At 45.4% G+C, this 12,949-nt stretch carries 12 protein-coding genes and 2 tRNA genes; 11 read left to right on the forward strand and 3 right to left on the reverse strand.

All coding sequences use genetic code 11. The features are described 5' to 3' along the window. Positions 1 to 125 precede the first annotated feature (125 nt). Together J5224_RS12930 and J5224_RS12935 are read left to right on the forward strand one after the other, a co-directional pair. Positions 126 to 202 (forward strand) — tRNA-Asp (locus tag J5224_RS12930). Between the two features lie 172 nt (positions 203 to 374). After that, positions 375 to 1,166 (forward strand): endonuclease/exonuclease/phosphatase family protein, encoded by a 792-nt coding sequence (locus tag J5224_RS12935; RefSeq protein WP_264625765.1) that lies wholly within the window; start codon positions 375 to 377, stop codon positions 1,164 to 1,166. Positions 1,167 to 1,233: 67 nt separating this feature from the next. Here J5224_RS12935 and mltD read toward each other — a convergent pair whose 3' ends face one another. Both mltD and gloB read right to left on the reverse strand, forming a co-directional pair. Beyond that, positions 1,234 to 2,613, reverse strand: coding sequence for a murein transglycosylase D (gene mltD, locus J5224_RS12940; RefSeq protein WP_264625766.1), 1,380 nt, complete (start codon positions 2,611 to 2,613; stop codon positions 1,234 to 1,236). Positions 2,614 to 2,684: 71 nt separating this feature from the next. Beyond that, a complete protein-coding gene (gloB, locus tag J5224_RS12945; protein ID WP_264625767.1) occupies positions 2,685 to 3,440 on the reverse strand; it encodes a hydroxyacylglutathione hydrolase in 756 nt (251 codons plus the stop codon). A 203-nt stretch (positions 3,441 to 3,643) separates the two neighbouring features. Between gloB and J5224_RS12950 the strand changes: the two genes are divergently transcribed. Then, the gene (locus J5224_RS12950) at positions 3,644 to 4,366 is read left to right on the forward strand and encodes a class I SAM-dependent methyltransferase (RefSeq protein ID WP_264625768.1); all 723 of its coding nucleotides are present in this window, start codon (positions 3,644 to 3,646) and stop codon (positions 4,364 to 4,366) included. Positions 4,367 to 4,371: 5 nt separating this feature from the next. On the opposite strand, the gene rnhA is transcribed toward J5224_RS12950, so the two are convergent. Then, positions 4,372 to 4,836: a ribonuclease HI gene (gene rnhA / locus J5224_RS12955; RefSeq protein ID WP_264625769.1), complete on the reverse strand. Its 465-nt coding sequence runs from the start codon at positions 4,834 to 4,836 to the stop codon at positions 4,372 to 4,374. A 57-nt stretch (positions 4,837 to 4,893) separates the two neighbouring features. Between rnhA and dnaQ the strand changes: the two genes are divergently transcribed. The 8 genes from dnaQ to J5224_RS12995 all read left to right on the forward strand — a co-directional run bounded on the left by dnaQ (position 4,894) and on the right by J5224_RS12995 (position 12,947). Beyond that, a complete protein-coding gene (gene dnaQ / locus J5224_RS12960; RefSeq protein ID WP_264625770.1) occupies positions 4,894 to 5,628 on the forward strand; it encodes a DNA polymerase III subunit epsilon in 735 nt (244 codons plus the stop codon). A gap of 134 nt (positions 5,629 to 5,762) precedes the next feature. After that, positions 5,763 to 5,839: transfer RNA gene (locus J5224_RS12965), tRNA-Asp, on the forward strand. A gap of 920 nt (positions 5,840 to 6,759) precedes the next feature. Continuing rightward, positions 6,760 to 7,008: a Flp family type IVb pilin gene (locus tag J5224_RS12970; RefSeq protein WP_264625771.1), complete on the forward strand. Its 249-nt coding sequence runs from the start codon at positions 6,760 to 6,762 to the stop codon at positions 7,006 to 7,008. Positions 7,009 to 7,222: 214 nt separating this feature from the next. Continuing rightward, positions 7,223 to 8,062: a hypothetical protein gene (locus J5224_RS12975; protein WP_264625772.1), complete on the forward strand. Its 840-nt coding sequence runs from the start codon at positions 7,223 to 7,225 to the stop codon at positions 8,060 to 8,062. 50 nt (positions 8,063 to 8,112) lie between these two features. Next, entirely contained in the window at positions 8,113 to 9,516 is a 1,404-nt protein-coding gene (locus J5224_RS12980) for a type II and III secretion system protein family protein (RefSeq protein WP_264625773.1), read from the forward strand. Between the two features lie 37 nt (positions 9,517 to 9,553). Then, positions 9,554 to 10,702, forward strand: coding sequence for a hypothetical protein (locus tag J5224_RS12985; protein ID WP_264625774.1), 1,149 nt, complete (start codon positions 9,554 to 9,556; stop codon positions 10,700 to 10,702). Between the two features lie 68 nt (positions 10,703 to 10,770). Continuing rightward, positions 10,771 to 12,048: a CpaF family protein gene (locus J5224_RS12990; RefSeq protein ID WP_264625817.1), complete on the forward strand. Its 1,278-nt coding sequence runs from the start codon at positions 10,771 to 10,773 to the stop codon at positions 12,046 to 12,048. Continuing rightward, positions 12,045 to 12,947: a type II secretion system F family protein gene (locus J5224_RS12995; RefSeq protein WP_264625775.1), complete on the forward strand. Its 903-nt coding sequence runs from the start codon at positions 12,045 to 12,047 to the stop codon at positions 12,945 to 12,947. The genes J5224_RS12990 and J5224_RS12995 overlap by 4 nt, the downstream gene beginning before the upstream one ends. Positions 12,948 to 12,949 lie beyond the last annotated feature (2 nt).

Here is a 12,949-nt window from a genome sequence, read left to right on the forward strand (position 1 = left end):
GCCGAACTCAGAAGTGAAACGCCGTAGCGCCGATGGTAGTGTGGGGCTTCCCCATGTGAGAGTAGGGAACTGCCAGGTTTTTATATCGATTATCAGACGGTGTCTGGTAATGAAAAAGTATCGGTGGAGCGGTAGTTCAGTCGGTTAGAATACCTGCCTGTCACGCAGGGGGTCGCGGGTTCGAGTCCCGTCCGTTCCGCCACTAAAAAGAAAAGCCCTGAGCAGTTGCTCAGGGCTTTTTACTTTGTGCTGTAGCCGACTCATTCTGTAAAAATCTGTTATGCAGTGCAAGTCTTACTGAATATCCCTGTCACTCAGGCCATTCTTTGCTTAAAGTAATAGCGTGTAGCACTGAAGAGACAAGCAGGTTCGTTGTGCGAAAGAAAACCTATGCGGTGAGGTACAGTGCGGGGCAACCCGTCGAGAGAATTTTTTCTTCTGGCGTACAGTATCCTGTCATGCAGGCACTGCCAGAGGAGCCGCTGCTTGAACAAAACGACGTGCTGCGTGTGTTGGTGTGGAATATCTATAAACAGCAGCGCCTGCACTGGCTTTCGGTATTACAAAACTTTGGTAAAGATGCGCATCTCGTTTTACTGCAAGAGGCGCAAAGTACGCCTGAGCTGATTCGCTTTGCAACGGCGAATTATGTTGCTACCGATCAGGTTCCTGCCATTGTTCTCCCCCAACACCCTTCTGGTGTGATGACGCTGTCTGCGGCACAACCGTTATATTGCTGCCCGCTAAGAGAGAGAGAGCCTCTGTTGCGCCTGTCTAAATCGGCGCTGATTACGGTTTATGCCTTGCAGAGCACTCAGCAACTGATGGTGATTAATATCCACGCCATTAATTTCAGCATTGGTGTTGAAGTCTATGGCAAACAACTGGATGCGATTGGTGAGCAGGTCAAACGTCATGCTGGGCCAGTGATTATGGCGGGTGATTTTAATGCCTGGAGCCGGCAGCGTATCAACGCGCTTTATCAATTTGCCAGTGAGATTGCTTTGCGCGAGGTTCGTTTTGTCGACGACCAGCGGCGTCGAACGTTCGGCCGCCCGTTAGATTTTGTTTTTTATCGGGGGTTACACGTCATGCAATCTTCTGTTTTGGTTACCCAGGCTTCTGACCACAATCCGTTGTTGGTTGAATTTCAGTTGCCTGCATGAGGTTAAAATACTAAGAAAAAAGCCACGGTGGTTAACCATCGTGGCTTTTTTATAGGCTATGCAGTACTTAAGAATCTGGTGATGTTGCCGTATTCACGAACAACGTTAACCGATCTCCAGGCTGAATATTTGCCTTTTTATTGATGACGGAATTCCAGCGCATAACATCTGCGATATCTACCCCGTGACGTTTGGCGATACTCGCGAGAGAGTCTCCTTTACGCACCTGATAGGTAATGGAATTACTGTTACCTTTTTTACTGCCCGCAGAGGCTTGAGCCACCTGAAGTGATTGACCAACCTTGAGCGCGTTAGCGCTGGTCAGGTTGTTCCACTTGCGCAGGTCCTGCGCGCTGACCTTCAGTTTCGCCGCAATACCTGACAAGGTATCGCCTGAACGAACCTTGTATTCCGTGCTTGCAGATAGCTGCGCCAGTTTAGTGGGTTGCACAGCAGCGATATCGCCATCCGCCAACGAATCCTTCAACTGCTCAACATGTGCCTTAGGCACCATTATGTAATGTGGCCCGTTCGGAGCAGTCACATCACGTTTGTAGCCTGTGTTGTAGCTCTTCAGTTTTGTTAGCGACAAGCCTGCCATTTCAGCCGCTTGCGTTAACTCCATCTGTTGACCCAGGTCTACCTGCGCCAGTGCCCGACTTTCGTTGGGCTTAGGTAACTCAATGCCGTATTTTTTGCTGTTCTTAAGAATATCGCTTAAGGCCAACATTTTTGGGACATAAAGTGACGTTTCACGTGGTAACGCCAATGCCCAGTAACTCGTTGATCTGCCTTTCGCCTTATTTGCTTTTACTGCTTGCAATACACGACCTTCACCGCTGTTATAGGCGGCGATGGTAAGTAGCCAGTCACCATCAAACATTGTGTTGAGGCGCTGCATCATGTCTAAGGCAGCCGTCGTTGATGCAACAACATCGCGACGACCATCATACCACTGGTTCTGTTTCAAACCGTAGTTACGCCCAGTGCCTGGCACAATCTGCCAGAGCCCTGCGGCATTGGCGGATGATGTGGCCTTGGGATCAAAAGCGCTCTCCACTATGGGTAGCAGTACCAGTTCCATCGGCATTTTGCGCTGCTTAATCTGCTCGACTATCCAGTACATGTACGGCTCTGCCCGTAATGTTACATCGTGGAGATAGCTCTTATTTTTTAAGTATCGTGTTTTTTGCTCGCGGATCCGGACGTTATCCGGAACCTCCATCTTCAGCTCGTCGCTAATGAAGTTCCACAGGTCGCGCTGCGCTAGGCCATTATTATCCAGCCAGCGTGCGGATGTCTCTCGACTTCCCGTGTACTTTCCTGCTTCACCTTGACCTGCTGAAGACAGACTCTGCCCATGTTGTTTCGGTTGCGAGGTGTCTTGATAGACCCCTTGGCAACCTGCCAACAAGACTGAGGCGATAATAATCGCTTGAGCCTTCATATGTGTGTCAATAGTTTGCTTAAAAGACGAGCAATAATACTTTGATTAGCCGATCAGCACAACAAAAACCTTCAGAAGCAATCTTTCTTGCTACGTAATTGGGCGAAAACTTGCCAATCCTCTATGTTACCGGGTTTTATTTTTAATTTTTCTTTTAAATCAATATCATAACACCTTAGGAAAAGGTTGATTTTTCGTTCAAGACCAAGGGTGGTTGGCAGCGTTGATTGAGATTTATCTCGTAATAGCCTGATTTTAGAAAGGTAAGCGGCAATATTGCATTCTTCAGGCCAGATAGTGTGAGCAAACTCCAAATTTGACAGGGTGTACTCATGTGCGCAGCAAATTTGTGTTTCATCGGGGAGCTTTGATATTTTATCAATTGATTCATGTAGTTGCTTCGGTGTTCCTTCAAAAATGCGTCCACATCCAGCCGAAAACAGCGTATCTCCACAGAACAAATAGGGGGCGGAGTAGTACGAAATATGACCTAAAGTGTGACCTGGCACGGAAAATACGGAGAAATCCGAATTGAGTAACTGAATGTGATCGCCGTCGCGCAAAATGCGTGTTGCTCCGCGTTGCGCTGTCTCTTCGGGTCCATAAACTGGCAAGTCGGGATAAGCCTTCTGAATGTCAGGCACCCCCGCTACATGGTCACTGTGATGGTGGGTGAGTAAAACGGCTACCGGTGTGAGTTGGTGTTTACGTAGCGCTTGCAATACTGGTTCTGCTTCACCGGGATCGACAATGACACAACGGTGCTGTGCGTCATGTAATAGCCAAATGTAGTTGTCCGAAAGCGCGGCAATACTGATAAGATTCATGCGATACCCCATTTATACACGTCATACTTCAAGCTGCATGTGCGTTGGCTGTGTTCACTCACCTGAACCATTTACCTGAGTAAGCATATCGGGATGGATGAACCTCATTTGTCCTTCACTTGCCGCCTTCCTGCAACTTGAATTATTTAGGGTATATTACGTGGTCTGAGATTGCTATTGAGTCTGAGGGAGAATACTACTATATGAAGCCAGCGCATACGCCTCAGGCTTATTCTTCACCAGCGTGTTGGGAGGATATCCCTTGGGGCGCACATTACCAGCAGGCGCTTGAACATGCGTTGGCGGCATGGTGGCCGCGTGTGTTCGGTTTCCACTTACTGAAAGTCGGCGCGCTCAGCAACGCGATTGCGACGGACGCGTGTGCTATTTCTCATCAGGTCAACGTTAACCCGTGTGTTGCTGATGATGTGCATGTCTTGGCCGATGCTTACCAACTGCCCTTTTCTGAGAAGTCTATCGATGCCTGTTTACTGGCGCATACGCTCTCCTATTCGTCGGATCCACACCGTGTTTTACGCGAAGTGGATCGGGTATTGATCAATGATGGATGGTTGTTGCTGAGTGGGTTTAATCCCATAAGTCTGCTCGGCGCTGGAAAACTGACGCCCGGCCTTCGTCAATGCCAGCCCTATTGTGCGCGTATGTTTACGCAGATGCGTATGATCGATTGGCTCAGCTTGCTCAATTATGAAGTGTTGTATCAGGGAACCTTCCACGTGGTGCCGTGGAAGATACCGCAGATGATAACAACATCAGCGCCTTTAGGCTGCCTGATGCTTCTTGTTGCGCGTAAACGTACCATCCCGCTTACCATGTCCCCCTTGCGCCAGAGGTTCAACAAGCTACCGGTGCGCAGAGCCGTAGGGGCAACCAAGAGCTATCGCAAAGGATACCGACCGCTCTGAGCGTGTTATTCCGGCTGATACCCGGTATCGTCCTGCGTCGGGTGCGAGGCTGCCTGGCGTGCCAGCTCATCGCATTTCTCGTTTTCAGGATGTCCCGCATGGCCCTTAACCCACTCCCAACGCATCGTATGCCGCTGAATGGCGGCATCCAGGCGCTGCCAGAGATCGATATTCTTAACCGGCTTTTTGTCAGCGGTTTTCCAGCCTTTAAGTTTCCAATTGTGGATCCAGCGCGTGATACCCTGCCGCACATATTGGCTATCGGTACTCAGTACCACCGTACACGGCGTGGTCAATGCTTCCAGAGCGGCAATTGCCGCCATTAACTCCATGCGATTATTGGTCGTCAGGTGATAACCTGCACTCAAGGTTTTTTCGTGCTGCTTGTAGCGCAGTACCACGCCATAACCACCCGGGCCGGGATTTCCCAGACAAGAACCATCGGTGAAAATTTCTACCTGCTTTGTCATCTCTGGTAGACTCTGCCTTAATCATAAAAACCGTAAGTCTGACATAAAACGAAAGCGATGAGCACTGCAATTACACGACAGATCGTTCTGGATACCGAAACCACGGGGATGAACAGGCTCGGCGTCCATTATGAAGGCCATAAAATCATTGAGATTGGTGCGGTGGAGGTCATTAATCGCCGCCTGACGGGACGCCATTATCATGTGTATATCAAGCCTGATAGATTGGTTGATCCGGAAGCGTTCATGGTCCACGGCATCAGCGATGAATTTCTACAAGATAAACCTGCCTATGCTGAGATAGCAGAGGAATTTATTGAGTTCATTCGCGGTGCGGAACTGGTTATTCATAATGCCGCGTTTGATATCGGCTTTATGGACTACGAATTTCGGATGCTAAATCGGGATATCCCGAAAACTGAGACTTTTTGCAAGATCACCGATAGCCTCATGGTCGCGCGCAAGCTGTTTCCTGGTAAAAGAAACAGTTTGGATGCATTGTGCGACCGTTATCAGATAGATAACAGCAAACGAACGCTGCACGGGGCGTTGCTCGACGCCGAAATCTTGGCCGATGTCTATCTGGCCATGACGGGGGGACAAACCTCTTTGGCGTTCGCCATGGAGAGTGACACGCAGCAGGTGAGTGCAGAAAGTGAGAGCGTGCAGCGCATTACACGCCAAACGTCTGCTTTGCCCATCATTTATGCCAGCCCGGAAGAGCTGGCCGCGCATGAAACACGCCTCGATCTGATTGCCAAAAAAGGGGGCAGTTGCCTGTGGCGCCAATAATTATCGTCCGATTGATGATGATTGCAGCATGACGCTGGAATTATAAACAAACAGTAGTAATTGATTATAAAAAGCATTGACGCCATACCCAGATCACCTTAGTATTCATCCCGCTCGCAAGGGCATGTTAATGGGGAGCGGTAGTTCAGTCGGTTAGAATACCTGCCTGTCACGCAGGGGGTCGCGGGTTCGAGTCCCGTCCGTTCCGCCAATAACTAGAAAATGCTGATATAAGTTCGCTTATATCAGCATTTTTTTTTGCTTTTTCGATACGTGCCGAATTTATCAACAGTAAAGAGAGCGAAATTGTATAGTATTCCTTTCGTTGAAAATGCTAAGTATTAGCCACGATACTCGCTTTTAACGCTGGGAAGATGAAATCTGTTCATGAGATCGTCTTAATGTGTGGATTCACCACCGTGTCAGATATTATCGATTATAAGAATGTTGAACGGATAATTTATATTATATTTTCTCAGTTTATGCTATCACTCATTTACTGAATATCATATGCGTTATCCTCTATCCGTTTTTATCATTATGTTTGAATGCTAATAAATTCACAATAAAACAATGTATTATCCATGATAGAATGGCCTGGTGTCACATAAAAAACATGCGTGTGGTTGTTCATCCTCTCATTTCTCTGCTTGTCCGCTTATTTTTATTCATCGTTTTATTAACGAGATCGGTATTTTATTCTTTTATCTTTAAGTTTTTGGTGTGAACTTCTAAATGTTGAACTCTCATTCATTTAATGATGATCTGATGTAGATAGGTGGTTTTTTTAATGTTTTTATGAATGAATATCTGTCTGATTTGATTTTGTTAGTTATTCTTATAACGTATTTAAAGAATGGCTATGTTTATTGTTCTTTGTTTTGTCGGTGTGCTTTTTAGAAGTAAGAAAAATCTTATTATTATTCTGGGTTTGCTAGTGTTTTGTTAATTGATAGGCTATGGCGATTGTTATCGTGCTTTTCTTTGGCAATATGACCATTGTTAATGGTGAAAAATGGATGCTATAAAATCACCGCTCAATAATGAGTGTTAAAGAGCGCTAAGTCGAAAGTAAGACGCTAAGACTAAGACGCGGTGAAATAATAGTGTTAATAAATGGAGAAGATAGGTATGCATTCTTTAGCAAGCTTTGTTCAAGGGAAATCAATCGAAGGTTATGTGTATTTTACTGAGGCTTTGCGTAATTTTAAAAACGACCAACGGGGAGTGACCGCTGTTGAATATGCTATTGTGGCGGCGGGGGTTGGTGGTGTGGTTGCCGTTGCTTTCGGAAAAGAAGGAACATTTACGGTGATGCTAAATAATATTTTTGGTAGCTTGCAAAAGGTTGTGACAGAAAAAATTCTACCCAAACAGTAACCTTGAAATGTCAATTATCATATGGATGAAAGCTTAAAAAAGGCCGATTGACTAGTTTGTTAAAGAAGGCGCTCTATATACATAAAGATATAGGGCCCTGTTTTTCATACACTGATTTTTTTGCCGTACATAGATTGTTTTAATTATTTATTATCAATGATGTTCTGTAAGGGTTTTTATATCAAGCTGAGAGTGAGGTTGGGTTGCAATTAAAATGAAAAAGAGTGCACTGATTATTTACATATTAATGATTCTGATAGGTGTTATCGGTATTTTATTCTATATGAAATCCGAACATACGCCGACACCAGGATCGGGGGAAATGCAGGGGTATTCTTTAACTGAAACCATTGTCGTGGCCGTTGCCCAGCGCGATCTGGCTGCCAACAGCATTCTGGAGAAAGATGATTTCCAATTGAGAAATATATCTGCATCACCCGAAAGTACGGATATGCAGTTCAATATAAAAGAAAATGACCTTATTCATTGGGCACTGAAAAACGCAGTAGCCAAAGGCAGCTACCTTCAACCTACCTCGTTGGTTGAGCCCGGCAGTGATGATTATATTACCATGTTTATAGCGCCTGGAAATGTGCTTTATCCTTTTGATTTGGATGCCTCTGATAATTATTTGCTCACCAATTTAAAGCCAGGAGCCAGTGTGGATATCTATCTTTCATACGGACTCCGCCAAGACGATGACGGGAGTGAAGAGATTATTTCTCCTGCACGATCGATTCGCGATACACGGCTTAAACCTTTGATGATCAATAGGCGGGTGTTGGCGATCCGACGGGTAAGCGGGGATGAAAAAGAGAAGACTCATGAAAGCAGAAGCCAGCTCTTGGTTGAACTGAGAGATGCAGAAATCAAGTTGCTAAAGGGATTAGAAGGAAACGCCAAGATACTGCTATTTCCCACGGTCAGAAGCCCCATTGACTTGCGTTCGAGAGACAGTGAAACGCTTTCCGGCAAAGAGGCAACATGGCCCGTCAGCGGTGCTCCCTTGTTTGATGGACCTCGCTCGCGACCAACAAACGAGTGGCGCGGTTAACAGGCCTTTTTAGGACCTGATTGGGAAATTTTAACAGAGGAAAAAGGTTGATGATGAAGCGCTTCTCATTTCACGTTAGTTTAATGCTAACACTGATTTTATCGTTCCCGTTAATTGCCATGGCCGAACAGTTATTTTTAAAACCAGGGCAATCAAAAACATTACGGACTAAAAACCATGTAAATACCGTATTTATCTCAGACCCCTCCGTAGCAGACTATAAAATATTGAATGAAAATACCATTGTACTGTATGCGAAAGGTCAGGGTATTTCGGAAGTCACTGCTTACGATTCTGACACCAAAATTTTAGCTGATTTACAAATAAATGTTGATTCATTTTTGGGTGATATCAATCAGCGTATTGCACTTGAATTTCCCGGTAGTCAAGTGGTCGTTAAAAGTTTCATTAGCGGTGAAGGTAAATCTTATATCCTGACGGGGACTGTGCCCGATGAGGAAACCCGTGGGGCGGTATATCAGTTAGTGGGCAGTGTCGTAGGGAAAGAAAGCCGAGACCTGAAGGTAAAGTATAATGCTACTGATCGGGAAAGCGCAGAAGTTTTTTTTATGACAAACAAAATTTATAACAATGTAATCAATAGATTGCAATTGCCCTCATCCAATCAAGTTAACGTAAAGCTCAGCGTTGTTGAGGTGAGTAAAAAGTTCACAGACACATTAGGGATTGAATGGAGTAATTTAACCCTGAGTGGACTCATTAAAGGCAGTGGGGCTGTTAATGATCCTGGCGTTTTCAGTTTGATTGGTCTTAAGCGTGGATTCGACGCAGAAAATATCAGTACCACAATCAGTGCTGTTAATAATGACAGTTTGGCTCGGGTTCTCGCTCAACCTAATCTCACCGTATTGTCCGGCGAAGTGGCCAGTTTTTTAGTCGGTGGTGAAATTCCGCTTTTAGTGCAAGGTAAAGAGGGTACAACCATACAATATAAAGAATATGGTATTCGATTAAATGTTGCTGCTAAAGTTGAAAAGAAACAGAAAATAAAATTATTGGTTTCTAATGAAATTAGCAGTGTCTCAGGAAGTTATGCATACAATAATTACAGCATACCTCAGATAAAAACACGGCGTTCCAGTTCTACGATCGAACTGGCTGATGGCGATAGTTTCGTAATTGGGGGCTTACTTAATGAAGAGGATGTTGAATCCCTGACCAAGGTCCCTTTCATTGGCGACATCCCTATTCTTGGGGCGCTAGCGCGTAAATCTCACACGGAAAGAAATAAAACAGAATTGGTGGTCTTTGCGACTGTCGAGCTGGTTAAACCCGTATCTGCGGCATCACGACAGAAAATTCAGTTACCTGAATATCACCGTAGCTCATCCGTTCAACTGTTTTTTAATAGTGGTGTGGATAAAAATACCCGAGAAGGGCGGCTTGCCAGTGATGCGCGTAATTTTATGGCTCGTGGTGGTTTTGCCAAATAGTCACGATAAACCAGAGTGCTAAACATTGGAGTTTCGCATGAAATTATTTTTTGATACTAAATCGAATAATAAAAATACAACAGTGACTTCACAGAAGAAAAAGTTTACACAGCCTATTTTAATTATTTCACCACGTCCTGATGTGATGTCAGATATTATTAGTCAGTTGTTAATGCATCATTTGGCAGATGTCATACCACATGAAGCGGATTTTTTTACTATGAATGATAATCCAGCAGCCAGTGATGCCATTGCGGTCATTGTTGATATTGGCGACGTGGACAATGTTGAACTGATTATACAGATGGTTGCGCTTCTTATCCCTGTGTCGGCAAAACCGATTCTTGTGGGCAATAATGATTCAATCCGCTTTGCACAGGCGTTGATGATGGCAGGAGCCAACTATCGGCATATTGGATCGCAGTTAGCGCAGTTGCCCGATCTGATTCGTGACCCTATTCCGGCCGCACATAACCGATCGATGATGAAAATCAGCATTCTGGGATGCAAGGGCGGGGCCGGAGCATCCACCGTGGCATATCAGCTTTTCAAGGCTGCGGGAATGTTGACCTCAATACCCATGCTGTTAGTGCAGGGGAGCAGTGGCAGCCGGGATTTGGATTTATTGTTAGCGAAAGCGTTACCCAGTGACGGCAGTATTGTTGATCTTACCGCGCATCAGTCGGTAAAAATGGAAACGTGCGATACCGCATGGCTGTATGAGGATACTGCATTTAATCGTTATAACCTGGCCTTCTTTGATCATGGAATTCATACACACGTCGAACAGCAACTGGAACAGGTATTTATGCAGTCCCATGTCATCGTGCTGGTGATTTCACGGGCGTTGGCCTCATTGCGTGTGGCAAAAAATATACTTGAAGCGCATAAACGTTTCTTGCTGGCAAATCCACTAAGAGAAGTGCGTATTTTGCTGTGTTTAAACGAGAGTCATCCCAAAAGTACCGATGAGCTTGCTAATGCTGACATTGAAGAGTATCTCGGGATCGCTATTTTTAGCATTAATGCCTACAACGTTCACCGTAGTCCACTCTCTTCAGAGAGCCCATTTTATCGACTTGCTGCTCATTTGTTAGGCAAGTCGTTGGACCCTAAGCCTTCCCGTAAACTCCTGTTTGCCCTACCGACTTTCCGTCGTACTGCGCGTCAAAATGCAGCCGTGTGATTTGATATCAGCGAGATAGGGAATGGAACAGGTAAAAGGAGAAAAAGGCGGTGAATAGCGAAACTGAAATGACCAGTACACTGCTCTATTTTCGTGAGCAGGTGCTTAAGAATATAGATATTGAGCGCATCGATGAGTTAAAAAATCAACGCGATGCGCTGTTGCGAGAAGTTAATGACGCCATCCAACGTGTAATGAATAACACCGGGCAATATCTTTCAAGCCGCGTTTGTAACTGCTTAAGCGAGCTTATTGCTGATGAGATTACGGGGTATGGACCGCTGCGTGAGCTGATGGAGGATGAAAGCGTCAGCGACATTCTGGTTAACGGACCTGAACGTATTTTTGTCGAGCGCGCGGGAAAGTTGGAATTAGTCGATAAACGTTTTATCAGCAACGAGCAGTTGATTGATATTGCCCGCCGGCTAGTTGCACGTGTGGGGCGCCGCGTTGATGACTCGCAACCGCTGGTCGATGCGCGCATGCCTGATGGTAGTCGCCTGAACGTTGTTATTGCGCCTGTTGCGCTGGATGGCGCTTCGATCTCAATTCGTAAGTTTGGTTCCGGGCAGAGAACGCTGGCCAACCTGATTGAGTACGGCAGCATGAATGAAATGATGGCTAACTTTTTGGTCATCGCGAGTCGCTGTCGCGTCAACATTATCGTTTCAGGCGGAACCGGGTCTGGGAAAACAACGCTGCTAAATGCCATGTCCCAGTATATCGATGAAGGTGAGCGGGTACTGACGTTAGAAGATGCCGCTGAGCTACGTTTACAGCAACCGCATGTTGTCAGGTTGGAGACCCGCATGGCCGGTGCCGAGAACCAAGGCCAGATTACGATGCGTCATCTCGTCGTTAATGCACTGCGTATGAGACCCGATCGCATCATTATCGGGGAGTGCCGGGGAGAAGAAGCGTTTGAAATGTTGCAGGCAATGAATACCGGCCACGATGGCTCCATGTCAACCTTGCATGCCAACTCACCGCGCGATGCTTTGGCGCGTCTGGAAAGTATGGTGATGATGTCAAGTGCAGCGCTTCCTCTTGCGGCAATCCGCCGCAATATCGTATCGGCCATCCATATCATTGTTCAGGTATCGCGTTTGCCTGATGGCTCTCGGAAGGTCATTAACATTACCGAAGTGATGGGGATGGAGGGCGATAACATTATCTTGCAAGATATTTTTAGCTACTCCGCTCAGGCTGAACGTACTGAAACGGGCGATATTCAGGGATGCTTTACCTCTTTTGGTTTATTGCAGCGTTCAGCCGTATACCAACAGGCGATAATCCATAATATGCAAGAGCCTTTGAAGCAACTGTTTGGAAGTAAATTACCATGATCTTTATTTTCATAAGCATGCTTCTGCTGGGGTTGTTGCAACTCGTGTTAGCGCTCAAGAAGAGAAAAAATATCCGGCGATTGCGTCATATTGCAACCGTACCGACAGCCAACAGGCTAACCCATCTACTCCAGCAACACCTATTATGGCAACGGTTAGTGGTGCTTTTCAGTGATGTTCCACGGTATTTAATAGGTAAGGAGTATAACCTGGCGTTAAAAAATGGTTTGGTTGTCTTCTTTGTCCAGGGAGTAAGCATTTATAGCAGCCTAACGTATTTACATCTTGATGTACTTATTGTGTCACCGCTCATGTTGCTATTGACTCTGTATGTGCTTTATCAACGGAGTAAAAAAGTGGCTCGAACCGTATTTGAAACTGCTTTTTCAGAGGCCTTGAACATTATTAATAGCGTCATTAGCGCTGGGAATTCAGTAACGCTCGGTATTGAACAGTGTGGTGATAAGATTGTAGGTACACTTGGCGAGGAATTTAGACGAATATCTCAGCGTCTTGAGATCGGTGAGGAGGTTGAAAATGTTTTGATGGAGTCGTATCGACGTTTACCTTACAGAGAGTATTATTTTTTTATTGTTACTGTCTTGGTGAATATGAAAGGGGGAGGGCAAATAAAGGATGTCATGACGCGATTGGCTCTCATGATCTCCAATGGAAGAATTATTGAAAGAAAAAAAATGGCCATGACGTCTGAAGTAAGAATGTCTGTAAAAATACTAACGGCTATCCCCATTTTATTCTTGTTCTTTATAAAATACACGTCTCCCGAAAATTTTTCTATATTGCTTTATGACCCAGTGGGTAAAGTTATACTTTATTATGCAATGGGTAGCATCTTCTCAGGCTTTTTTATCCTTTGGTTAATGATGAATAAACTATAGGT

The organism is Candidatus Symbiopectobacterium sp. NZEC135 (assembly GCF_025962695.1).

Bases quoted from the DNA above. Each gene is read 5' to 3' on its own strand.
- mltD (WP_264625766.1), bottom strand. From the start codon at position 2,613: ATGAAGGCTCAAGCGATTATTATCGCCTCAGTCTTGTTGGCAGGTTGC.
- gloB (WP_264625767.1), bottom strand. From the start codon at position 3,440: ATGAATCTTATCAGTATTGCCGCGCTTTCGGACAACTACATTTGGCTA.
- J5224_RS12950 (WP_264625768.1), top strand. From the start codon at position 3,644: ATGAAGCCAGCGCATACGCCTCAGGCTTATTCTTCACCAGCGTGTTGG.
- rnhA (WP_264625769.1), bottom strand. From the start codon at position 4,836: ATGACAAAGCAGGTAGAAATTTTCACCGATGGTTCTTGTCTGGGAAAT.
- dnaQ (WP_264625770.1), top strand. From the start codon at position 4,894: ATGAGCACTGCAATTACACGACAGATCGTTCTGGATACCGAAACCACG.
- J5224_RS12970 (WP_264625771.1), top strand. From the start codon at position 6,760: ATGCATTCTTTAGCAAGCTTTGTTCAAGGGAAATCAATCGAAGGTTAT.
- J5224_RS12975 (WP_264625772.1), top strand. From the start codon at position 7,223: ATGAAAAAGAGTGCACTGATTATTTACATATTAATGATTCTGATAGGT.
- J5224_RS12980 (WP_264625773.1), top strand. From the start codon at position 8,113: ATGATGAAGCGCTTCTCATTTCACGTTAGTTTAATGCTAACACTGATT.
- J5224_RS12985 (WP_264625774.1), top strand. From the start codon at position 9,554: ATGAAATTATTTTTTGATACTAAATCGAATAATAAAAATACAACAGTG.
- J5224_RS12990 (WP_264625817.1), top strand. From the start codon at position 10,771: ATGACCAGTACACTGCTCTATTTTCGTGAGCAGGTGCTTAAGAATATA.
- J5224_RS12995 (WP_264625775.1), top strand. From the start codon at position 12,045: ATGATCTTTATTTTCATAAGCATGCTTCTGCTGGGGTTGTTGCAACTC.